Consider the following 23,937-nt stretch of genomic DNA (forward strand, 5'->3'; position numbering starts at 1 on the left):
GAGACCCGCATGCCCATCCCCACCTTCCAGGCCTACCGGCTGCATGGCGGCGCCGACGGCGCGCCCCCTGAAGGGCGCTTCGACACCTTGTCGGAAGATGACTTGTCCGCCGGCAACACGCTGATCAAGGTCGCCTACGCCGGCCTGAACTACAAGGACGCGCTGGCGCAGGCCGGACGCGGCAACGTCGTGCGCCAGTACCCCCGCATCGGCGGCATCGACCTGAGCGGCACCGTGGTCCACTCCACCGACCCCGCGCTTGCGCCCGGCCAGGAGGTCGTGGTGCATGGCTTTGGCATTGGCGTGGACTGCGACGGCGGCTATGCGGAATATGCGCGCGTGCCCCATGACTGGGTCCTGCCCTTGCCCGCCGGCATCACGCTGCGCGATGCCGCCGTGCTGGGGGCCGCGGGTTTCACCGCCGCGCTGTCCCTGCACTGGATGGAACACTGCGGCCTGACGCCCGACCAAGGCGAGGTGCTGGTAACCGGCGCCACCGGCGGCGTGGCGGGCATCGCCATCGACATCCTTAGCCAGCGCGGGTATCGCGTCTGCGCCATGTCCGGCAAACCGGATGCCGCCGACTACCTGCGGTCGCTGGGCGCTGCCGAGGTCATGGCCCCGCCCGACCTGTCCGCCCCCATCAAGCCCTTGATGAGTGCGCGCTGGGCCGGCGTCATCGATTCCGTGGGCGGCCCCTTGCTGGCCCACGCGCTGGCCAGCGTGCGCCCCGACGGCGTGGTGGCCGCCTTTGGCAACGCGGGCGGCGCGGAGCTGCCCACGTCCGTCATCCCCTTCATCTTGCGCGGCGTAAAGCTGCTGGGCATCAACGCCAACAGCCCCATGCCGCTGCGCCGCGCGCTATGGCAAAAGCTGGCCACCGACTACCGCCCGCAGCGCCTGGACCTTGCCGCGCGCGTCATCCAACCCCAGGACTTGCCGCAAGCGCTGGCCGCCATGCTCGAACGCGGCAGCACCGGCCGCAGCGTCGTGCGCTTTTCCTGAACCACCCCGCCCCCATCATGACTACGCATTCCGATCCCTCGTTGTCCCGCCTGTTCACCCCGCGCAGCATCGCCATCGTGGGCGCATCCGCCACCCCCGGCAAGATCGGCGCCATGCCGGTCAGCCTGCTGCGTCAGCATGGTTACGACGGCCGCATCCTGCCCATCAACCCGCGCGCCGACAGCATCCAGGGCCTGCCCGCCGCGCCCGACCTGGCCGCGCTGGACACCGACGTGGACCTGGTCATCCTGGCCGTGCCCGCTGCGCACGCGGCCCAGGCACTGCAAAGCGCGCGCCCCGGCCAGGTAGGCGGCGCGGTCGTCTTCACCTCGGGCTTCTCGGAAACCGGCGCGAGCGGCGTCGCCATGCAAGAGGCGCTATGCGCCATCGCGCGCGAGCGCGGCATCCGCCTGCTGGGGCCCAACTGCCTGGGCTACATGAACGTGCGCCACAAGGTCTACGCCACCTTCTCGCCCGCGCCCGCCAACGGCGCCGTGGCGCTGGGCGGCATCGGCATGGTGTCGCAAAGCGGCGCGTTCGGCGCCTATGCCTATTGCATGGCGCGCGAACGCGGACTCGGCCTGTCGCACTGGATCAGCACCGGCAACGAAGCCGACATCGACGTGGCCGACTGCATCCACTGGCTGGCGCATGACGCCGACACGCGGGTCATCATGGCCTACATGGAAGGCTGCCGCGACGGCGCCAAGCTGCGCCGCGCACTGGCCGCCGCGCGCGACGCCGGCAAGCCCGTGGTCGTCACCAAGATCGGCCGCACCCAGGCCGGCGCGCAGGCCGCCGCGTCGCACACCGCCGCGCTGGCGGGCGATGACGCCGTCTACGACGCGCTGTTTCGCCAATACGGCGCGCTGCGCGCCCGCAGCATCGAAGACTTCTTCAACCTGGGCTATGCGCTGGACACCTGGAAGCAGCGCCCCCAAGGCAAGCGCCTGGGCATCTTCACGATATCTGGCGGCGTTGGCGCCTTGATGGCCGACGAAGCCGAGGAAGCCGGCCTGTCGCTACCCGAACCCGATGCAGGCGCGCAGGCCCGCTTGCTGGAACGCGTGCCCTTCGCCGGCCCGCGCAACCCGGTCGACGTCACAGGCCAGGTGGTGTCCGAACCCGGCCTGCTGCTGGCCACCGCCGACGACATGCTGGCCGACGGCCGCTACGATGCGCTGGCGGTCTTCCTGGCGGCCGCCGGGTCCTCGGAAACGTTGTGGCCTACCTTCGAAACCTTTGCCCGCGAAATGCGCGCCCGCCATCCCGACGTGCCGCTGGCCTTCTGCGCGCTGTTTCCCCCCGAACGCCGCCGTGAGCTTGAACGCCTGGGCACGCTAGTGTTCGAAGATCCTAGTGCCGCGATACGGACGGTAGGCGCGGTGGCGGGGTTGGCGGGGATGTCAGGGGCCGCCTCGGACGCCTCCACCCACACCTCCATGCCGCCAGTTGCGGCAAACTCCGCGCCGCTGCGCGACACCTACAACGAAGTGCAGGCAATGAACGTCCTGCGCCAAGCCGGCCTGCCCGTACCCGACTGCACGCTAGCGACCGACGCCGACACCGCCGTGGCCGCCGCTGCCCGCGCGGCCGGCCCCGTGGTCTTGAAAGTGGTGTCGCCCGACATCCTGCACAAAAGCGATGTGGGCGGCGTGAAGCTGAACCTGTCGGGCGAAGACGCCGTGCGCCACGGCCACGCCGCCATCCTGGACAGCGTACGCACGCACTGCCCCAATGCGCGCATCGACGGCGTGCTGGTCGCGCCCATGGCGCCCAAGGGCGTGGAGTGCATCGTGGGCATGCACCGCGACCCGGTCTTCGGCCCCGTCGTCATGTTCGGCCTGGGCGGCGTCTTCGTCGAAGTGCTGAAAGACGTCAGCTTCCGCCTGGCGCCCTTCGACCACGTCCAGGCCTTGTCGATGATCCGCGAGATCAAGGGCTACGCGCTCTTGCAAGGCGCACGCGGCGCACCGCCTTGCGACATCAATGCGTTGGCAGACGCGTTGGTGGCGCTGTCACGCTTCGCGGATGCGCGCCGGGAAGATTTCAGTTCCGTGGAGATCAACCCGCTGTTGGCGCTGCCGGATGGGCAGGGGGTGCTGGCCTTGGATGCGGTGCTTATTCCCAACGCTGGGCGTGCCGGCGCGCGTTCGTCTTGATCCAGTTGCCCAGGCGTTCGATCAACGTGCGTTCGGACCCGGCGGCGGACTGCGCAAGCAGGCTCGCCTGCACAGCCTCCAGTGCCACGGGCAACGCGGTCATCAACGAGCGCGCCACCGTCACGCCGTACCGCGGGTGGAAGCCCAGGTCCGCGGCCATGGCCTCGATCTGTTCGCGTCCGATGCTGCCCGGGGTCATCACGCCGCCCACGGAAAACGCAAAGCGGCGGGAAAGCCCCGGGTACATCGCGGTACACATCAGGTCATAGAACGGTGCCAGCCGATAGCGCCCGTTTGGCGACTGGAGGACGGACAGGTTCTTGGCGTGGCTATCGTTGTTGCCCACGTAGAGATTGAAAATCACCCATTGCAAGAATCGCTTATGGTCGCCCGCGCCCACACCCATGCCTGCCAGCAAATGGCGGCAATCCGCCAACGTGGGGCCGCCGTCCGCTTCGTACTTCACGTCCGACGGCTTGCCCGCCAATTGGCATAAGTCCAACTGATGCAAGCGCAGCAAGCCGCCTTGACCATCGTCCAAGCGGTCATAGCGCTTGATCAGGCAGGCGTGGGTGTCGCGTTGATAGTGCGCGTGCGCCACGCCCAAGCCAAGCTGCGCCGCCAATTGCATCACCAGGGTTTCGTTCAATGCCGACGCCCACACCCCTTTCAGGCCGCGAATGTCGGGCTTCAAAATATGCGATGAAGCCGCCGAGCCTTCCGGCATTGCGGGCGAGCCGTCCGGCAACACCGACAGCAATAGCTTGTCTTGCGCGCCAGCCAGGGAGATTCGCGCGCCCTCGTCGCTCTCGGCGACCAGCGCGGGCACCGCGCCATGCTTCAGGCGTTCGGCAATGGCTTGCCACGTTGTGGGCCGATAGTGCGCGGGCGCGGGCTTTTCCCCTCGCGGCAATATTGTCAGCCCGCTGGCCGTGTCGCCGCCCACGCTGCGCAGCAGTCCGAATACCGTCGTCGCGTGGCGACTCAGTTGCAAGAACTTGCGTACCTGCCCTTCAGGCAGCAGGTTTTCAAAGAAGGCATGAACGGCGTCGCCGGCGTGATCGGCCTGCGTCAGTGGCATCGTCGGGGAAATGGCCTGCGCGCCTGAAGCGTTCCGCCACGCCTCGTCGTACACGAAACGCAATGGCCGCTCGTCATACAGGCGGCCCACCTTGCGCAACCCTTCATAAAGATCCAATGCGTCCGACGCCGTCATGGCAACCTCGGACGTTTCGGCACAACTTGCACTTCAAGACCAAGCAGATCCAGCATGTCCAACACCTTCTGCAATTGCAGCGTGGGTTTGCCGCGCTCAAGGTCGCCCACAAAGCGGTTGCCCGAACCAGACAGGCCAGCAAGATCGGCTTGAAGCAAGCCTTGATCGCGCCGCATGGCTTTCACCAGTTCGCCCAGTTCGGCTGCGGTGCGTATGGTTGCTGGCAACGTGGGTTGGACGGGGTCGATAGGCATGGAAGCCTCCAAAATTACCGTTCGGTAAGTTTAGGGTGTTTCGGCCATGAATCCAATTGAATATTCCCGATCGGTAATATTTCATCCCCGCCATTGCAATTTCGTTGAAATATTACCGATCGGGAATATTTAAAATATTGATAGGTGTCCGGCGAAAAAAAAAGAGCGCCCGGCTTCCCAGGCGCCCCTCTCATCCCACTACCCCGCCGCTTACTTCAGCAGCAAGGCATTCAAGCGCTTCACAAACGCGGCCGGGTCGGCGATTTGCGCGCCTTCAGCCAGCAGGGCCTGATCCAGCAGCAGACGCGCCCACTGGTCAAATTCACCATCTTCGGCAGCACGGATGCGCGCCAGCAGCGGGTGTTCCGGGTTGATTTCCAGCACCGGCTTCACGTTCGGCGCTTCCTGGCCCGCGGCCTTCAGCATGCGCAGCAGGTGCGGGCTGAGTTCGTTCTGGCCCACCACCACGCACGCCGGCGAATCCACCAGGCGCAGCGTGACGCGCACTTCCTTCACCTGCTCTTCCAGCGTCTTTTGCAGGCGCTCGACCAGCGGCTTGAAGTCTTCGGCCACTTCGGCCTGATGCTTCTTTTCTTCTTCGTCGGCCAACTCGGCCAGGTCCAGGCCGCCCTTGGCCACCGACACCAGCGACTTGCCATCGAATTCGCGCAGGTACGACAGCATCCATTCGTCAACGCGGTCAGACAGCAGCAGCACTTCGATGCCCTTCTTGCGGAAGATTTCCAGATGCGGGCTGTTGCTGGCGGCGGCGAAGGTGTCAGCCGTGACGTAGTAGATCTTGTCCTGGCCTTCCTTCATGCGCGACACGTAGTCGGCAAACGACACCGTCTGCGCCTGGTCGCCCGACTGCGTGGACGCAAAGCGCATCAGCTTGGCAATGCGTTCCAGGTTGGCGGAATCTTCACCCGCGCCTTCCTTCAGCACCTGACCAAATTCCGTCCAGAACGTGGCGTAGTCTTCCGGCTTGTTCTCGGCCAGGTCTTCCAAGAGCGACAGAATGCGCTTGGCCGAGCCTTCGCGAATGGCGCGCACGTCGCGGCTTTCTTGCAGGATTTCGCGCGACACGTTCAAGGGGAGGTCGGCGGAATCGATCACGCCGCGCACAAAGCGCAGGTACGACGGCAGCAGTTGGTCAGCGTCGTCCATGATGAAGACGCGCTTCACGTACAGCTTCACGCCGTGGCGGCCGTCGCGGTCCCACATGTCCATGGGCGCGTGCTTGGGCACATACAGCAGTTGCGTGTATTCGCTGCGGCCTTCCACGCGGTTGTGCGTCCAGGCCAGCGGGTCGTCGTAGTCGTGCGACACCGTCTTGTAGAACTCGCGGTACTGCTCTTCGGTAACGTCCGACTTGCTGCGAGCCCACAGCGCATTGGCCTGGTTCACCGTTTCCAGTTCTTCGGTCTTGACCTGCTCGCCCTTTTCCTGGTCCCACTCTTCCTTGGCCATGCGGATCGGCAAGGAGATGTGGTCGGAATAGCGACGCAGAACTTCACGCAGCTTCCAGCCGTTCAGGAAGTCGTCTTCGTCGGCGCGCAGATGCAGCGTGACGTCGGTGCCACGCGTGGCCTTGTCAGCCGCGCCAATCGTGAACTCGCCCTGGCCGTCGGATTCCCACTGGATCGCGTCCGTGCTGCCGGCGCGGCGGCTGACCACCGTGACCTTGTCCGCCACGATGAACGACGAGTAAAAGCCCACGCCGAATTGGCCGATCAGTTGCGCGTCTTTTTGCTTGTCGCCCGTCAACTGGGAGAAGAATTCCCGCGTGCCGGAACGCGCGATCGTGCCCAGGTTGGCCACGGCTTCTTCGCGCGACAGGCCAATCCCGTTGTCCGAGATGGTGATGGTGCGCGCGGCCTTGTCGTAGCTGACCGTGATGGCAAGCTCGCCGTTGCCTTCCAGCAAATCGGGCTGGTCGATGGCTTCAAAACGCAGCTTGTCGCAGGCGTCCGATGCGTTCGACACCAGCTCGCGCAGGAAAATTTCCTTGTTGCTGTACAGCGAATGGATCATCAGGTGCAGCAGTTGCTTCACCTCGGCCTGGAACCCCAGGGTTTCGGACGTGGAAGACGTGGCGGTTTGGCTCATGGTTCTACGTGAAGTAAAAAATTTAGGGACAAATAAAAGGGAATGCAAAAACGGGAATGCAAAACTGGGATGCCGGGGCGGTGTGCCCGCGCGGAATCCCGGAAACCCTACAGAGGTGGGGGCTATCGGGAACTTTTCAAGGCCCCGTCGCGGCAGCGGCACGAAGCCCGCTAAAATCCCGCACTTTCTCCTACCCCCGGCCGGCCTTCCGCCCATGCAACCCGCCTCCCTGTCCCAACCCGCCCCCCACAGCGCCCCCGACGACGCGCCCAGCGCCGACCTGGTCTACGGCCCCGACGACCGCCCCGCACCGCCCGTCGCCTTTGTCGCCGCGTTGCAGCACCTGCTGGCCATCCTGGTTCCCATCGTCACCCCCGGCCTCTTGATCTGCCAGGCCCTGGGCGTCAGCAGCCGCGACACCACGCTGATCGTGTCCATGTCGCTGGTCATCTCCGGCATCGCCACCTATGTGCAGTGCAAACGCTTCGGCCCCCTGGGCGCCGGCTTGCTCATTGTGCAAGGCACCAGCTTCAACTTCGTGGGCCCGCTGATCGCCGGCGGCTCGGTCATGGTCAAGCAAGGCACACCCGTCGAAGCCGTGATGGCCGCGATCTTCGGCGTCGTCATCGCCGGATCGTTCGTGGAAATGGGCATCAGCCGCATCCTGCCCTTCGTCAAACGCCTGATCACCCCGCTCGTGACCGGCATCGTCGTGCTGCTGATTGGCCTGACCTTGATCAAGGTCGGCCTGATCAGCATGGGCGGAGGTTTTGGCGCCATGGCCAACGGCACCTTCGCCAGCGCCGAGAACCTGACGCTGTCCGGCCTGGTGCTGGGCACCATCATCCTGCTGAACCGCGTGCCCGTCGTCTGGATCCGCAGCACCGCGCTGGTCCTGGCGCTGGCCGTGGGCTACATCGCCGCCGCCGCCATGGGCCGCCTGGACTTCACCGGCGCGCGCGAAGCCGCCCTGTTCCAGATCCCCGTGCCGCTGCACTTCGGCCTGGGCTTCTCGTGGGCGCTGTTCGTGCCGATGCTTATCATCTACCTGGTCACGTCGCTGGAAGCCATCGGCGACGTCACCGCCACCAGCAAGGTGTCCAAACAGCCCGTCGAAGGCCCGCTGTGGATGCAGCGCATCAAGGGCGGCGTGCTGGTCAACGGCGCGAACTCGCTCTTGGCCGGCGTGTTCAACACCTTCCCCAGCTCGGTCTTCGCGCAGAACAACGGTGTGATCCAACTGACCGGCATCGCCAGCCGCCACGTCGGCGTGTGGATCGCCGGCATGCTGATCGTGCTGGGCCTCTTCCCCAGCGTGGCCGGCGTCCTGCAAGCCGTGCCAGAACCCGTCCTGGGCGGCGCCGCCATGGTGATGTTCGGCGCCGTAGCCGCGTCTGGCATCAACATCCTGGCCGGCATTCAGTTGGACCGCCGTGCGTTGTTGATCATCGCGGTGTCGCTGGCTCTGGGGCTGGGCGTGTCGCAAGTCCCGGAGATCCTGTCGCACCTGCCGCATGCGGTAAAGAGCGTGCTGGAGTCGGGTGTCGCCACCGGTGGTATCTGCGCCTTGGTGATGAACTGGTTCTTGCCGGAAAAGAAGTAGGCAGTGCTTGAGGGCTGGGTCCGCTTTTGGCTGAATGGCCGGGCGGATCTGGCTCTGATCAGGAGCTGGATGTGAGGCCGCCTGACAATTTTTGAAAGTACGCATATAATCGCTGTCTTCGTTCTCCCGCAGCCGTCATCTGGACGTGTTCGCGACCCCCTTGCCCGGGTGGTGAAATTGGTAGACGCAGGGGACTCAAAATCCCCCGCCGCAAGGCGTGCCGGTTCGATTCCGGCCCCGGGCACCACGCATTTAACTCGTTGATTCAGAATGAATTTTCGAGAATTTGCGATGCAAACACTGCATCAGCGAAGGCGCGGCGTATTGACCTGTTGACAGTCCTGTGCACAGTTTCAATTCGATTGAGCGCTTGGCTTCCACGCGCTGTGCACAGCGCGCTGCTCTACCAAATCATCCTCGGCTCACCTTCCTATACTCCCCTGACGCCATATGACGTCACCGGACGCTGCCGGCTCTACCCATGCGGGCTGCGAAGGACATATCGAGCAAATGAGGACACATTTCCGGGCATATCCCATGGGGACGTTGGAAATGAGAAATGAGCAGTGCAGACACTCTCCTGCGCCTTCCCGAAGTACTAGCCATCATTCCCGTGTCGCGAGCGACCTGGTATGAGGGTATCAAGACCGGCCGCTTCCCGGCGCAAGTGAAAATTGGCCCCCGCATCGCCGCTTGGCGACGCAGCGACATCGACCGCCTCGTGGCGTCGTTTGACGAGGTCGGCCGTTGACAAGAAAACTTCCACCACATGCGAAGATGGCGCATCCCATTGTGCATGCCCACGGTTTGTTCCGAAGCTTGGCCCCAGGAGAGCGAAAGCAGAAGAAGCTGGATGTCACATTCACCATTGAAGAAACCTCTTTCCGCTTCATGGGCTTCGAGCCGCTAGACTCGAGAGACTTGCAAGTCCTTCAAGCCATCGTGGCGCTCTCCACCGAGGGACTCAGAAATGTCAAAGGCATGCTGAGTGACGCGGCCCCAATAAGGTCATTGCTCGCGTTGACGGGCGACGCCAGCTCGGCTCCGACAGTAGCAGCCCCCCTCACCCTCGCAAAGCTCGCGGAGACCGCAGGATTTGAGAAGAATTGCGGCTTCAGCTACCAAAAGATGCGGGCTTCTCTCGTGAGACTTGCGAACGTGACTGTCCTAGTAAAAAAGCCCGACTTTGAAGGCTCATATCACCTTATCGCGGGTCACGACATCGAATCTCGAACTGGCCGCCTCTCCATCGTTCTCAGCCCGCTAGCCACAGCCGCAGTCCTAGGACGCAACGGCTTCCTCAGTACCAATATGGACGAGGTCCGTAGCCTTAAGTCTGGCGCTGCACATATTTTGCACAACCGGCTGCATTGGATAAACCAAGGCTGCAGGCGCAAGGTTGGAATGCAGACTCTGTGCTCCTATATCTATGGTGACGGCGAAGCACCGTCCATCGTCGCTCAACGAAAGCGACAACAATCGGTTCGGCGCGCCTTGGCAGAGCTACCAGGGATAGGATGGGCTGTCGTCGAGACAGAGCCAAGCATGTTCACTATCAGCCGCCCAGCAAGGGGAAAGACAACATTCAGAGACGCCAAGAAACCTGAAGAATTGGTTTCCTAAAAACTGAAGAATTGGGTGCATCTCCCTGTAGAAATGGTTCACAGGCCCTCTACCCCTGACGAAGGAAGAGGGCTTGTTAGAAGACCTTTTTTACAAGCAAGCCCCTGCCTACACAACCCATCTAATTACTTATTATCTATGACATTTTTTTATATCAAAGAGAGCCCGCGCCAAGTACGCCGCCATGCTGAGGTGGCTCTCTGAACCAGACGCTCGTTCTCCGAGCAAGCACTGAGCAACCAGCGCCGCGTTCTGTGATGGCAAGCACCAATAAACGCCTGCGGCGTTCGCAGCCAGGGAGAGGAGTGCGCGAGCGTCGCGAGCGCCCCCCCCCTACCCAAAAATGGCCCCACGCCTTACAGATAGCGCTAGAGCGGCGCCAATGGAAGCTGTAGGCTCGCTGGCTGCCTTTTTAAAGCCTATATAGACGCGCGAACAGATTGCCCCCCCCCACTGCGCTAGGCGCTCCTAAAATCCAGGATAGGTGAGGGTGACAAGACACGTACGCTACGCGTGGCCCTAGTAAGCGCTACATACCAATCGCAAGCAGTGGAACACGCCCCCGGCGTTATCACAGCATGGTCGAACTCGAGCCCCTTTAAGAGCAACGTGCTTCCGACTGCATTGTCTCGAACTGTGCGCCCCATCTGCCGGCGCCGATTGGCGACTTCCCAGCATGCTTCAGCCATATCGACCTCCGGATTGGAAGCCAGCATCTCCAAGGTAGACCGAACAGACGCAAGCAGTTCTGGCCTAACTACCCTAGTTTTTTCCTCTCTCCCAACTGCCTCCAAGGCATCGAGAACCAGAAGAATTTCGGTATTCTGAGCAACAGCGCAGAGCGCCAACTCAACCTCGCTGGGCGGATTTGCAGCCCTTCCAGGTCGATTCAATATGCTGGTAACGCGCTTTCTTTTGTTCGATGCGTCGACCCCCTGCCATACCGTGGCAGCGAATTTCAGGACCGTATTGACTCGGTCTAATCCGGTAGCTCGCGTGACATCCTCATAGAACTTCATTTCCGACGTGCTGCCGACTGGTTCCAATGTAGTGCCGCGAATGTACTTGGCAAGCTCCGCCCTCCTAGCTGGGGCCTGGCTCACATCGATAACGGCTAGCACCTCGCCAGCCGGCCTCCTCACACGACAGTGTGCCGCCAACTCCCGGGCGATGGCATCCTCTTCACAGTGAATCCAGCGTACAGGCAGATGCGGCGCTGACTGTAAGTCCAACGCGCCGGATGAGAAGGTCTCGCGTATCGATAACAGCCACCGCCCTAATTCCGGGTTGTTTGCGTGATTCCAGCGATGAGGAGTCTGCAAGCGTCCATGCAGAGGAAACTCTTCTAGAACGGCAGACCAATCAACGATTTCTTCAGATGCCACACCACGATTGAAGCGAAAGATGGCCTGTAACGGGTCTCCAAAAATGTAGCAGCGCAAGATACCTCGCAGGGCAGACAGAATCGCATGCTGGGCTATTGAGCAATCTTGATACTCATCGACTAGCAATCCATCATAAGAGGCTGTCAGCGCACTATTAACGGCACCTGAGCGGACCAACTTAGCGGCGGCCAAATACACATCAAGCCAGACGTCTAAGTGTCGGCCAGCGGCCGGCACCAAGCCTGATGCTAATGGGTAAGCGCTTGCCCAGCGATAGGACCAAGCCGCGATAGTATCGACATGAGCCTTCTTAGCACTGACCCCTATCCGCTCAAGCCGCCGACGGATGGCATCTCGACCAGCGATGGTGTGGGTCAGTACTAGCCATCGGCCAGGTACCACAGACGCAATCCTTGCTATCTGTTCTGTCTTTCCAGTTCCTGCCGGTGCCTCGATAGCTCCAGTATCCGACTCCAGCATGCCACTAACGACAGTCTCAAGCATCGCTGGATAGCCATAGATGCACTTCCCGCAGCTTGGCTGCCAAAGTACCGACTCCCTGCGACATAGCCAGAGGGATGATTGTCTGGCCCACTCGATAGGCTAGGTCATAGTGATGTTTGACCCACGTATGGCCATTTGCCTGTTTCCCTATGATTTCGGCAGTCTCGTCATTCTCTAAGAGAGGAAGTAGGTCCGCGAGTGCAGCGTATTTCGAGCTTGTCGCGCTGCCGACTTGGCCACACGCCGCTATGACCGAATATCCTTCGTCAGACAAAACTGTGGCCAAAAGACGCTTTCGTAGCTCCGCCGGGATACCGAGAAATAGCTCTACTTCAGTGCAGCGTCCCTTCTCCCACGAATAATGCGGAACCCCTTCCTCTTTTAACGCGGCCGCGTTTTTTGGCGAGATATCCTTATCACTGTCCATTAGTAGTGCAACTTTGTACCCAAGCGCTGCATAGTGCAAGGCCACGCCAAAAGCCTCCGGGTCACCATTGCCCTCCAGCACTGTCACACCCAGAGTTTGAAAGTCCACTGGCAATTTTGAGGCCCAACCCTTCATGAGCCCCACTTCTGTTTGCCCCTCGCAGACAAGTATCCTCTTCGATAGCAGCGCTTCGCCCTGATTCCGCGTGTATCGCCGTTCTTCGTTAGTTTCCGGCGACTTTCTGCCGGCCCCCCTAACTCGCACAGTACCGTCGGCAGAATCCCGCCGACAAATGACGACCTCATTGAAACGAAGTTCCCGCAACACAAATGGAGAGTGTGTGGTCATGAAAACTTGACCGCTTTCAGCCACTTTATTCCGCAAGTGCGAAGTGAGCACAGAAATTCGATGTGGCTCTAGCCCGTACTCGACTTCGTCCACGAGAAAAAACTGCCTAGAACCAGAGTCCGCGCTCTGCAGCGCAGCAACCGCAAGCCGAGATGACCCAGTACCCATGCGTCGCACGGGGACGTCGCCATCGTGTAGGGCGACACCACCAGCCCCCATCGATATGCTGCCGTAGTCCAGATTAGCGGCCAATCCGCTCTCAAAACGCACACCCAACTTCGCGATTTCCGCTCCGATGATGCCCAAGCGCTCATTGAAGGCGTTTGCCCCGTTCTCTGTAAAAGAATCGCGAGCAGCTCGAACCAGGCGACTCAACGTCGCGGGCAACTCCTCCGGTGATGCACCGACCCGCTGCAACGCTGACCCGCGCCCCCAAGACAGATGACGATTCGAATAGCCGCCTAACCTTGCCGGAGCCAGCACTTTCCGGTCCTCAAAGGCAATTTTCTTGGTCCTATCAGAAATACCGCGTCTCCGCGTGAGGACATGCCAGTCCGGCTCTAGTGTGCTGTCTACCTGAAGCTCAATGCATAGCACGGCTTCGATTCCAGCACTCTCGTTAGGCTCTTCAACCCAAGGATTGTCCCCGCCCTGCCACCCTGATAGCGACAAGCCGTAACGGTCCTCTCTGAGAAAATCACGGGGGAGGTCGGCCAGGACGGCGACGATTCTAATTTGCTGGGTTGTATCCGCCTTGTAAAAATCAAGGTCATCGAAAGCGATGTTGTGCCGTTCAGCAAATAAGAAATCGATGGCGTCGAGTATCGTCGTCTTGCAGCTATCGCCTGGCCCAACTAGACAGTTAACCCCCTTTCCAGGGGACCATTTCAGGCTTTCGATACCACGGAATCGCTTGATTACTAGGTGCTTGATATACACGCTTCACCCGATAGAGCACGAAGGTCGTGCCGAGTATACGGGAACCAATTTTTGGTACGAAGACCTGTGCCGCCGACTTCGTTGACACAATAAATCGCTTCACCTAGAATGCGGCCTGCTCTATTCGCGCTCAAGCGAATCACCAGAGCGGTCGATAGTCGGCAGCTAGCCGACCTTCATAGGACCTTTTGACATCACCATGCCGGCCATTCAGGCCCATGGCGTCGGTGTCCCTATGGAGAAACGATAATGCCGACCGTAAATCCCGCCGCTACCCGCAAAGCCTTCAAACCACGTCAGTCCGACCTGGCAACGCCTCTCCTACGTCTTGTCGCGTGTGGGCAGTCCGTGGCCGATGCATGCGAAGCGTCCATGCCGAAGCGCAAACGCGCGCGAACTGCTACCTCGACAGCCGATAATCCCCTGCGCGCGATTCTCGATTGGCGCCGCGCTGGAAGCAAACAAAAGCCGGTAGAACAACTCTGCCATGCCGCCACCTCGCACCGGGCGCTTTCTGTGACCCAGAGGGTCGAAAGGGGCTGTCTGGAATATCTAGGGCTTGGGGTGGAGCATGCGATTGGTTCACTACCCGACGCCATCGTCCTGACCAACAAGAGAAGATTCCGACAGCAGTGCCCGGAACTCGCTCATCTCGTCAAACTCTTCGAATCAGGCGGCGGCGTTGTCCCCTATGGCCCCGGGTACGCCCGCCATGATTGTCGCGCCAGAGTCGGAAAAGTCACGCAACTGCACACCGGGTCACCACTGTTGAGCGTACTGCGCGCAGAACTGAAACCGGGCTGGACGGTGGAACAAGTATGGTACGCGTGCCTCACAGGTGACATACCGACGACGGGTGACGACGACAGCGAACTGATGGAAATATGCGAATTCTGCCACCTGCTTCCACGTGCCGGGCTCGTACCGTTCAACAGTCACCCAGAAGACGGGCCTGAAGCGGATGGGTTGGCTGGAGTCGAGCTATTGAACGAGACAAAGTTCTGCCAAGTTTTTCCAGAACTGGCTCACCTAGCCCCCATGCTGCGTGAATGCGACGGCGTCGTCGGGCACAGCGGCGGACGGCCCCGAACCAATTCAAAATCTGGTCCATTGCCGACCCGAAGTAAAGGCGAGCTATTCTTGGCTTGGTCTAACCCGGCTGAAGAGTGAACCTGACTCCTCTATCTTCGGCCAGCGAGAGCCTCCAAACAGGAAATTGCACTACATCACCGGAATGTGCTCTCCGTGGCCTATTTTCTGCATGTAGAACAAGAATGGCAGCTCCCCGGGATACCCGCGGGCCCTCGCCTCCTGACAAAGACGCCACGACTGACCACGGACCCCGTAAAACCCTGGCTGCGAGGCCACTCTTGCGAGAGTGGCCTCAACCTCTCTCCACCGACGCCGCCGAAGCTGCTCATCTAGCAATGTGTACAAGTTCCGCATCTGCTCTGGCTCTCGACGCCACGTCCATCTAACTCCACCCTTATGGTTGTGCCGAGTAAGTTCATAGCCTAGCCAGACCAATCGCGGCTTTTCAAAGACGCTTCGTAGCGACTCGTTGGCATCTAACTCACCATCCGTGAAGAGCATCAACCAGCAAACTCGCTCAGCCCCTTGGGGCTGGAACAAAGTCAAAATTGCATTCGCCTTCCCACGTCGCTTTCTGGTAATCCGCTGAGATGCCGATGCAGCCACTCCATAAAGGCGATGGAACTTACTGACCAGAGCACCCACTTTGGATGCCAGGATGGTGCCTGAGGTGTAGCGGGTGTAGCCACGGGGAACGCTGTCTAGGACTCGCGCGAGCGCAGCAGCAGTGGTTCGGGCCAGCGGGGTTGTAGGTGTACGCATTGGCATCTCAAGAAAAGACTGATACCAGCGTATAGAGCAGACGCAGTGCGTGTGATTCGCTTTGCTAAGGGCCGAGGAGGATGAGACAAATAGATGTTCCGAGCGCAGCTCGGCTGACTCGTGCAAGACGAAGTGCGAAACGTAACGTTGGGACGCTCGCGCACCCAAACGTAGACTGAAGCTTGCGCGTCTGCTACGACCGATTCGGTCGGCGATTTCCCCTTGAGTGGCACGACTCCAGCTCTTGCCTAAGCTCATCAATTCGAGCTTGCATCTCCGCGGCTCCGCGGAGGAGTTGGCTTACCTGATACCAGTATGCATAGCCCAAATCCCCATCGGACATGCCCAACTCATGGAACTTACGCAAGGCAATTTCCAAGTCAATTTGGGGTGACATTCTTGAGGTCATAGACATCTCCTCAGCAAGGGGACAACATCGATAACATCCTCGCTCCTGAAGTCTCGCGACCGAGTTCGCCTTCAAGCAGCGACCGCCAAGCGTCATGTTGGAACATGGCATCGCAAATCTCAAACTCAACCTGGTCATCGACGATGGCTATCGAGTCATAAGGCGGCCAGCTTCCCCAGACATCTTCCGAGAGCGAATCGGGCTCCAGGCTCAGCACTTCCAAGGTCCCCAGCACTTTCATCGACTCGCCCAGCAGTTTTCCTAACTCAAGCACGCCCGTGCCCCGCGGCAGACCAGCCTTCTCACAAAAATTCTGAAGTGAGATTACTTGCAATCGAATTCCCCGATTCTCGGCTGCAATTGCAACAGCTGCTCGTAGTACACGCAGCGCCCTCTCCGAAACTCCATCCGTGTTGAACTTGATGGACACAATCGCATTCATAAAAGATTCCCCCAGGTAAGCGCTTATTCGAACAACGGCGAGCACCGTGTGGACATCATCAACAGGGCAACGGAGGGATTTGCCCTCCCCAGTCGTGTCAGGTCCGTGCGATAGCCATACACACGATGTACCGCCAACGCGATTGCGCAAGACCTCGAAAATCCGCCCTCGCAATGCACCACCAATGACTTAACTTCGGCAGGCAATGAGCGGATAAAGCAATGAACAGCGGACGCTTGTTCGACGGTAAATTCTCGTTGCGGTCGGCTACGCGCCCGCAACGAAATTGAGGGGTTAAGGAAGTCGACATCCGAGAAGCAGAGCCGAAGGAGATGGGCAAATCCGTCCAGCGCTGCCGGCTCATCATCCGGCGACCTAATTGAGATGATTGCCAGACTTGGCAGTCTGGGCAAGCGCTCAGCATCCTGACGAGAAAGTGCGAGAACCTGCCGCACCGAGTCGGGATTTGACCTGTAAATCGCATCAACGATGCCGCTCATGCGTTTGAATCCGCCCATCCTTTCGCCTCACCAAAACGCTCTAGAGGCAACAGCGTCGAACCTCTGTCCCGACGTCACCTTGACTCCTTTTTTGCCCCTGCGATTGGAAGTTACGGACAGGACATAGAGTGGTCAATGGAAAAGAACCAGCGCTTGGCAATAGCCGATTTTGACGCTATACGCTCTGTGGTTTTTGCGCGTCAAAACCTGTGATGCGACGAGTAAGAGCCGCACTATACGTACACAGGAACACAACGCGCAGAGTCGATGCTCATGCGCATTGCATCAGGCAGCCCTGCGTTGTGCACCTTACCAAAGGGTGCACAACGCAGGACCGCCAACTTGCAAACACACACATGGGGAAGACCCCCCGCAAAGGCTCGCCAAGCCTTTGCAAACCGCCGTAGCTCTATGCCTTGTAATTGGGGCTGGTAGGGCTGCAACGGGCGCTGCAATGGGACACCATTGCTTCGACCCACTCCGACGCATAGCGGGCCAGATAGCCTGCTTGCCGGCGACGTTGGGCGACACGGAAACGGGAGCTGTGGCAACACAGTCGAACCCTGTTCAGCGTGAAGCAGTGTGAATCTGCATTGGGGGGTGTGCGGAAATGAACGGCACAACCCAGTCTCGGCAGGTGGGCTGATGAGGTCGCAGAAATGCGACAGGGGCACGAGGGGAAACCTGGACTGCTCGGCACCACGCGGAAATGCGTGGGTCTCTGGATAGCTTAAGCCTGTAATTGCCAGTGAGAGTCTGGCATCCGAGTAAAGGCCCTTGGATATGCGCCCTTGCGGCGTGATGAGTTGATGAAGGTTCGGGACGGTAACCCGATGCTATGGAACATCGTAGGGCGAAAGCGGCAACAGCCGTGAAGCGTATGCGACTCCTGGAACCTGAGGCTCCATATCTCAAATCGTGGGTCTGACACGATGAGCTAACGTGGGAATCTCTGACGGCCAATCGACCAAGGTGGCACTTGGAACGGCACAAGAGAGGGAGAGGCGGATAGTAGAGTCCGAGTGACGGACAAGACCTAATCAGTCGAGTCCGAAGCGAGCGTGTAAGCGCACTCGAAAACTGCCAGCGGTTGAAAATGTGTGTGCCCCGCAAGGGGTTTTTGAGCTTGGCGGCTCATTGCAAGTTAGATAGCTCGAAACGCTTGGCGGCGTTAACAGCGAAACCCTCGTTGCCTGGCGGCAATCGAGAGCAATAGAGGCATTCCCTACGGAGGTCACACTCGAAACTCGCCCCCCTTCCACTCGGAGGGGGGGTATCCAGGCACACCACATCTATGGCCGCGTCTTCCCCGTAATGTCGAAGGGCCTCTCTGCTAGCCATAAAAGACGTTCGGGCTCTGACCGAAACCAGACGAATGACCCCCAAGCCAACGTCGGCAAGGCCTTCTTGAAAGCACTGTCAGCCCGGTCCTCGAAAGCCGTACCAAAATAGCACTGTTTTTCGGGAAACCCCGCCACCCGCACGTATGACAGCAATGCATCTTTGCGCGCTTGCGTCATCGGCCCGTCTGAGGCTACGACTTCCACAAAGACGAGCGCAGTGTCCTCGCCTGAATCACCAACGTTGACCAGAATGATGTCCGGCAACACTTTGGATGCATCTATATTGAGCCCAAGGGATTGCGCCACCATATCATCGTGGTAACGGACCTTGGCCCCGCTTTCCGACATCCACAAGAGCGCGGCGGCACCCAAAAAGGACTCGGAAAAATTCTCAACAACGCCTTTCGAAATCAACGACGATGGACCTGGAGCTAGCTTAATGACGCTCCCATCAGGACACCGAACCGACACCTCGTCATCACGCCTTACTTTGCCGGCAGCGATTACTTTCATACGCGCCCGCGCAGCGGAAGACAAATGTCTCCCCTGCCATGACTCTACTGCGGCTTCAAACCGTTCCTCCGTCAGAGCTGGGTCGAAAAGCTCAGCAAAATCAGTCTTCAAGAAATAAATCGGCTTACTAGAAGTTGTCGGAATGCCAGGAATTTTCCCCACAGCACCGATATCGACCAAGCCCAGACGGATAGTTTCATCGCGAATTGGTTCGCGAGTCGTGTCTGCATACCATCGCTCACCCTCGGGTCGGAAACCGGGCCGGTTTGAGTTAGCAACCCAAGCCAAGCGGTCCATGTCATCGGTCAAAGCTGCTTGGTCTGCCGTGTAAAAGTACACATGACTTGGACGCAGAAGCCGGCCTTCCCCTTCAACCATGCCCCCATACAGAAAAACCCAAACGGTCTTCGCCGCCATTTCCCTGGTCAGCGGGCCACGCATTTCCAGCCCTGCCGGGAAAATCTTGAGTAATCGGGCCTGAATTTCGGCGATAGACAATAGTGGAGGCAGGCTCATTCTCCCCCCGCACACATCGCTTGTTGCTCAGCAGGAATGGCAAGCTCCTCATCGACCACACGGTCAATTGCCGACAGTGTTGGGGTAGCACCAACACGTTCACCTATTCTCACCAGCAGAGCCAAAGGCGGCAGCGGCAGTTTTCTCAATTCGGTCGCATTGATTTGCGTACTGCCAGCAAGCGCGCGGAAATGTTCATCCACAACACTGCTCGCCAGAAACGCCGAAATACCGCGCGCTTCAGCTTGCGTCATCGTCCCCCCTTTGCGATAGATATAGTTCAGGTGATTCTCAAGGCCAATTGCGGCACCAGGCAATTGGCCGAGATACGCCGCGCATGTCACTCGACGCTCGTCTTCCTTTGGCGAAAATCTTCGCATCACCACCATTGGAGCATTGGGCACCAACATCCACGCACTTTCAGCAGATGCCACAATATGCTCGCGCTTCTTCTGCACAGGCCATTGAATATGTTGCTGCCTGACGTGTTGGAGCCAAAGTAGAGGAACCGTGTTCTCACCACCGAATTCCCGAATCTGCTGCTTTGCTCGGAACGCGACCACAGGGCCTGTTGAGACCGTCAAACCATAGGTCTTCAGCGTCGCGGTCCATCCTTCAAACGGGTCGGCGCTTGCCGTTGGCAATGAGAACATGGCGTGCTCATCGGAGCCCACAACCCGTTCAATCGGTATCGCTTGCATACCCGCTGCGGCAAGGTCATTTGCGCCCTGACTACGCGTAACCTGAATGTTTGCCCCAACCTCGACCTGCGTTCGCCCGACGCCCCAAGCAATGACTGTCTCTTGAAGCACAGCGTCTTCTTCGAAACCCTCCGTGCGACTCTCGAAGGCGTGCAAACGATTGATGGTCAGGTGCCGCAACATTGTGCGGCGTGCCGCCTTAAAATAGGCTCCGGCCATCCAGCTGCGCGGAGTGATGAAACACCAGCCTCCGTCGGGTGGCGTAAGCCTGGCTGTGGCGGCCATAAACAGCGCGTAAATGTTCGGCTGACCATAGACGGCGTAAGCATGCAGCGCTGCTCGCGGGTCCGTAGTCTTATTTAGCTTCAAGAACGGCGGATTCGCGATAGTCATCAAACCTGGCAAGGGGTCCGCACGCAGCGCGAAGTCCGAAAGCAGGAAGTCTTCATTACGAATCACGTAGTCAAACGCGACGCCGTTTTGCTCGCACACCGCTAGTATTTGCTCGCAAAGGGACTGGAGTCCCGGTATCAACCTGGACTCCAGTTCGTACAGAAGTAGCTCAATTCGGCTTGGCCGCTCCATCTGCGGCTTCGACAGCAGCGCCTGGACAGCTGCTGCTGCCAAGATGCCGGCGCCAGCTGCTGGCTCAAGAACCTTGGCCGTCGACTGAGTCGCGTTCGCCACGAGGCTTTGCGCCATGAAATTCGCAACGGTGGGCGGAGTCATGAACTGACCCATCGCACGCTGTTCCGCACGGCTCAACGTCGCGGTGAAGGCGCGCCCAGCGGAGTGTGCTATGTCGACTAAGGAGTTCATTTCAACCTACCAGATGCCCAAAAAAACCCACCGTTAGGTGGGCCATGCTGCGCACGCGATGCTAACACGTTGCCCCCGAGACTCGGCAGCTGACGAATGCTGTCGCCAGGGTCAGGTTGTGCTCGAAGGCAGTAACGAATTCGTAGCCCCAGACCGGAGGCGACTCATCTCGGTGAGTCGGACCCGTCAGCAGCTATCGGCCAAACTCCAGGTACTCCAACATACGTTCAAGTGCATCCCTCTTTTCATCCTGAAAGTCGTAGTTGTTGTAGTGCCTGGTTTCTACCCCGGTTAGATTGTGGGACTGTAGGTGATTACGAACCTCCGCACTTACCTTGAGCTTTGCCAAAAGCGTCGCCACGCCTGAACGCACGCGCTTCAGTTCGAAGCCTTCGAGTTTGCCTCCAACAACTCGCTTGGCCCACGAGCGAGCAGTCGTAGCACTGAGATGCCTCCCAGGCATTACCGTTATTGCGAAATCTCCGCTCGCCGTAAGTTGACTTAAGGCCTCATCAATCACGGGAATCCGCGGCAAGTGAATCGGCCTGCGGGTACCCGAGCGCCCCTTCGTGTCAATCAACGTAATAAAGTCTTCCTGAATATCGTCCGCGCGTAGCCGGACGAACTGCTCAATCCGTTGGCCGCCGAGCATCAAATGCAGTCTCAACAACGCGGCCTCCTGCCCGGGAACATTGATTAGTCTCCAGTAGACACGCATCTCGTCCGGCGTTAAGGGGTTCTTGTCCGACCCGCGAGACTGCCTCACGCCAGCCACATCCGCGACCGGATTGTGGCGAATCTTGAACTTTGCCAACGCCTCCGAGACCGCAGCATTCTGTTCAGGGTTCTTTGCTCGCTCGAAGGCGGAGCTCAAATACGCCTTGAGTTTACGAGCCGTGTTGCGCTTGCCAGCAGTGGATAGCGGCCTTAGCACCTCAGCAATCTGCTCACTCGTTACCTTGTTCGCTCGTGAGGCTGCGACAGCGGGGAATGGCTTTTGCACGTTTTTCGCAAAGAGGTTCCTCGCCTGCTTGCCGGTCTCAGCATTTCGCTCCGCCAACTGCTCCACATAAAAGGCATAGAGCTTGCCTAACGTGTAGCCCTCCGCGGCACTTTCCTCCCGCTTTGCCTGGGCTTTGGCCTTCTCCTCGTTCACGACAGCTCTATAGCCACCCTCAGCTTGAGCCTCATAGTGCTTCGCGGCCATCGCGGCCGCCGCTGTACGAGCCGCCTGCAACGAATAGCCTTTGCTGGTGGGTGAGAGACTCTTTGGCGCAGCAGATGAGTCATAGAGACCGATAGGGTAACGGTCGCTCTTTCCAGCCAACGTGACACGCCAGTAGAACGAGAGAACCCCCTGCCCTGATTTCCGTAGCTCTAATGAGCCACATGGAGGCACTGACTCCAACCTCAAGAATTGCCGCGGCTTGATTGCCTGGACCGCGTCACGCAATGACAGGACTTTCTTCAATGGCTCGACCTATCTGTTTACAGTTATGTGCACAGTTTAGCGCCAAATGAAGCTGGATGCAGCCGGACAACACTGGACTTCATATTGTTATAAATCAATAGGTTAAAGATAGAACGTTGTCCAGCCGCATCCAATGAAGTCCTAAACTAGGGGACTCAAAATCCCCCGCCGCAAGGCGTGCCGGTTCGATTCCGGCCCCGGGCACCAGAAAGCTCTCAAGCATCCGCCGGTTTTTTTATCGACCGCGCACCGCAAATTTCTCAGCATTTACTGCACCATACGTTCCGCCTCTTGCTGGCGTAGAGCGATGTGGTCGCGTACGGCAGGTTCGTTTGATGAGCCGAGAATGGGCTACCGAAGATTCCAAAGCCTCTGCACAAGCAGAGGCTTTTTTTCGCTGATACGCTTGGCGCGGAACAACGCAAGCCGCACGTTCAGCTACGCTTGTACGGCTGCTTCCCAAGATACCCAATTTGGGTACAATCAAACCCAATATGGGTATAACGATCGAAGCCCCTCTCACGCACAGCGGTCTCGCCGACGCGCTTTTCCCTGGCACCAAACAACGGGTGCTGGGGTTGCTGTTCGGCCAACCGGATCGCAGCTTCTATGCCACGGAAATAATCGGTCTAGTCTCCAGCGGATCCGGATCGGTGCAACGCGAGTTGGCCAACTTGGCGCAGACCGGCTTGGTCACGGTGAAGGCGGTCGGCAATCAGAAGCACTACCAAGCCAATCCCGACTCGCCCATCTTCGCGGAGCTATGCGCGATTGTGCAGAAGACCATCGGCTTGGCCGGACCGCTACGCGAGGCGCTCGCCCCTTTGGCCCCGAAGATCATTGCGGCGTTCGTCTACGGCTCGGTGGCTAAAAACACCGACACCGCACGCAGCGATATTGATCTGATGCTGCTTAGTGACGACATCAGCTACGGCGATGTGTTTGCGGCGCTGGAGGACGTGGGGAATAGGCTCGGCCGGCCGGTGAATCCGACCATCCTCACGCGCAAGGAATTCACGAAGCGCGTAGAGGCACAAGAGTCCTTCCTGACCCGAGTGCTGGCGCAACCCAAGATTTGGATCATAGGAGCCGACGGTGACCTCCCCACTTGAAAAGCTGAGTGGCCCGGGAAAATCGCTGAAGGCTGAGCCTCCCGATATCAAAGAGTTTGAAGGCCTGAAACGCTCCGGGCACGCAAGGCTGCGCGACGCCTGCAACGTGTCGCTTTCAATAGAGAGCCGCTTCGACTTGGCCTACAACGCCGCCCATGCGCTGTGCTTGGCGGCGTTACGTAGAAGTGGCTATCGCTGCACCAATCGCTATCTTGTCTTTCAGCTTTTGCCGCACACACTAGGAGTCGGGCCTGAGGTGTGGCGAGTGCTGTCGAAATGCCATGACATCCGTAATCTTGGTGAGTACGAGGGCGACTTGAATGTGGATGAGCGGATCGTCACTGATCTGGTGGCGGCATGCCAGGTTGTTGCGGCGAAGGTTGATGCGTTGGCGCCGATAGACGCGTGACGTACTAGCGGCAGCTTGACTCCCCCTTTCCATACAGACAACAATCGGCACAATCGCGCCCGAACCTCTGCTGCTGGCTAGCCCGGCAACATGTTCGGGCCTTCTCATTTCTGAGGCATGGATTTGGCCCAACAGCCGCGACTTGGGCTTGCCGCTTACGCTGATTTAGAGCCAAGCACCACATTCACGACCGCACTCCGGACCTGCCCAGACTTTTAGCGGCTAAAACTACCGTTGCGATAAGCTTGCCTCCACCCGCCCACCTCCCCGTGG

17 protein-coding genes and 1 tRNA gene are annotated in these 23,937 nt (G+C 59.4%); 9 read left to right on the forward strand and 9 right to left on the reverse strand.

Going from position 1 to position 23,937, the window contains the following annotated elements:
* Window positions 1-9 precede the first annotated feature (9 nt).
* Window positions 10-1,005, forward strand: coding sequence for an acryloyl-CoA reductase (locus P8T11_RS16485; protein WP_268080954.1), 996 nt, complete (start codon window positions 10-12; stop codon window positions 1,003-1,005).
* Between the two features lie 17 nt (window positions 1,006-1,022).
* Complete coding sequence (locus tag P8T11_RS16490) at window positions 1,023-3,167, forward strand: acetate--CoA ligase family protein (RefSeq protein WP_268080953.1); 2,145 nt, start codon at window positions 1,023-1,025, stop codon at window positions 3,165-3,167.
* Here P8T11_RS16490 and P8T11_RS16495 read toward each other — a convergent pair.
* From P8T11_RS16495 to htpG, 3 genes are all read right to left on the reverse strand, one after another.
* Entirely contained in the window at window positions 3,127-4,383 is a 1,257-nt protein-coding gene (locus P8T11_RS16495; RefSeq protein WP_268080952.1) for a type II toxin-antitoxin system HipA family toxin, read from the reverse strand. The genes P8T11_RS16490 and P8T11_RS16495 overlap by 41 nt on opposite strands.
* Window positions 4,380-4,637, reverse strand: a complete 258-nt coding sequence (locus P8T11_RS16500) for a helix-turn-helix transcriptional regulator (RefSeq protein WP_268080951.1) — start codon at window positions 4,635-4,637, stop codon at window positions 4,380-4,382. The genes P8T11_RS16495 and P8T11_RS16500 overlap by 4 nt, the downstream gene beginning before the upstream one ends.
* A 210-nt stretch (window positions 4,638-4,847) precedes the next feature.
* Entirely contained in the window at window positions 4,848-6,746 is a 1,899-nt protein-coding gene (gene htpG / locus P8T11_RS16505; RefSeq protein WP_268080950.1) for a molecular chaperone HtpG, read from the reverse strand.
* Window positions 6,747-6,960: 214 nt separating this feature from the next.
* On the opposite strand from htpG, the gene P8T11_RS16510 reads away from it, so the two are divergent.
* The 4 genes from P8T11_RS16510 (at window position 6,961) to repC (ending at window position 9,972) form a co-directional block, all read left to right on the forward strand.
* Entirely contained in the window at window positions 6,961-8,349 is a 1,389-nt protein-coding gene (locus P8T11_RS16510) for a uracil-xanthine permease family protein (protein ID WP_050445671.1), read from the forward strand.
* A 162-nt stretch (window positions 8,350-8,511) separates the two neighbouring features.
* Window positions 8,512-8,596: transfer RNA gene (locus P8T11_RS16515), tRNA-Leu, on the forward strand.
* A gap of 312 nt (window positions 8,597-8,908) precedes the next feature.
* Window positions 8,909-9,100, forward strand: a complete 192-nt coding sequence (locus tag P8T11_RS16520; RefSeq protein WP_042795350.1) for a helix-turn-helix transcriptional regulator — start codon at window positions 8,909-8,911, stop codon at window positions 9,098-9,100.
* 26 nt (window positions 9,101-9,126) lie between these two features.
* On the forward strand, window positions 9,127-9,972 hold the full coding sequence (gene repC, locus P8T11_RS16525; protein WP_268080949.1) for a replication protein C, IncQ-type: 846 nt from the start codon (window positions 9,127-9,129) through the stop codon (window positions 9,970-9,972).
* 458 nt (window positions 9,973-10,430) lie between these two features.
* Here the strand turns inward: repC and P8T11_RS29250 are convergent, their stop codons facing one another.
* Window positions 10,431-11,861 (reverse strand): UvrD-helicase domain-containing protein, encoded by a 1,431-nt coding sequence (locus P8T11_RS29250; RefSeq protein ID WP_431521702.1) that lies wholly within the window; start codon window positions 11,859-11,861, stop codon window positions 10,431-10,433.
* On the reverse strand, window positions 11,854-13,575 hold the full coding sequence (locus P8T11_RS16530) for an ATP-dependent nuclease (protein WP_268080948.1): 1,722 nt from the start codon (window positions 13,573-13,575) through the stop codon (window positions 11,854-11,856). The genes P8T11_RS29250 and P8T11_RS16530 overlap by 8 nt, the downstream gene beginning before the upstream one ends.
* A gap of 372 nt (window positions 13,576-13,947) precedes the next feature.
* Between P8T11_RS16530 and P8T11_RS16535 the strand changes: the two genes are divergently transcribed.
* Window positions 13,948-14,745, forward strand: a complete 798-nt coding sequence (locus tag P8T11_RS16535; RefSeq protein WP_268080947.1) for a hypothetical protein — start codon at window positions 13,948-13,950, stop codon at window positions 14,743-14,745.
* A gap of 1,103 nt (window positions 14,746-15,848) precedes the next feature.
* On the opposite strand, the gene P8T11_RS16540 is transcribed toward P8T11_RS16535, so the two are convergent.
* From P8T11_RS16540 to P8T11_RS16555, 4 genes are all read right to left on the reverse strand, one after another.
* Window positions 15,849-16,280, reverse strand: a complete 432-nt coding sequence (locus tag P8T11_RS16540) for a hypothetical protein (RefSeq protein WP_268080946.1) — start codon at window positions 16,278-16,280, stop codon at window positions 15,849-15,851.
* Window positions 16,281-18,072: 1,792 nt separating this feature from the next.
* Window positions 18,073-19,152 (reverse strand): BsuBI/PstI family type II restriction endonuclease, encoded by a 1,080-nt coding sequence (locus tag P8T11_RS16545; RefSeq protein ID WP_219991214.1) that lies wholly within the window; start codon window positions 19,150-19,152, stop codon window positions 18,073-18,075.
* Window positions 19,149-20,672, reverse strand: a complete 1,524-nt coding sequence (locus P8T11_RS16550) for an Eco57I restriction-modification methylase domain-containing protein (RefSeq protein WP_268080945.1) — start codon at window positions 20,670-20,672, stop codon at window positions 19,149-19,151. The genes P8T11_RS16545 and P8T11_RS16550 overlap by 4 nt, the downstream gene beginning before the upstream one ends.
* 193 nt (window positions 20,673-20,865) lie before the next feature.
* Window positions 20,866-21,999, reverse strand: a complete 1,134-nt coding sequence (locus P8T11_RS16555; RefSeq protein WP_219991216.1) for an integrase — start codon at window positions 21,997-21,999, stop codon at window positions 20,866-20,868.
* Window positions 22,000-22,637: 638 nt separating this feature from the next.
* Between P8T11_RS16555 and P8T11_RS16560 the strand changes: the two genes are divergently transcribed.
* Both P8T11_RS16560 and P8T11_RS16565 read left to right on the forward strand, forming a co-directional pair.
* Window positions 22,638-23,255, forward strand: a complete 618-nt coding sequence (locus P8T11_RS16560; protein WP_268080944.1) for a nucleotidyltransferase domain-containing protein — start codon at window positions 22,638-22,640, stop codon at window positions 23,253-23,255.
* The gene (locus P8T11_RS16565) at window positions 23,239-23,664 is read left to right on the forward strand and encodes a hypothetical protein (RefSeq protein ID WP_268080943.1); all 426 of its coding nucleotides are present in this window, start codon (window positions 23,239-23,241) and stop codon (window positions 23,662-23,664) included. Before P8T11_RS16560 ends, P8T11_RS16565 begins: the two co-directional genes overlap by 17 nt.
* The last annotated feature ends 273 nt before the right edge of the window (window positions 23,665-23,937 follow it).

The organism is Achromobacter spanius (assembly GCF_029637605.1).
GTDB lineage: Bacteria > Pseudomonadota > Gammaproteobacteria > Burkholderiales > Burkholderiaceae_B > Achromobacter > Achromobacter spanius_E.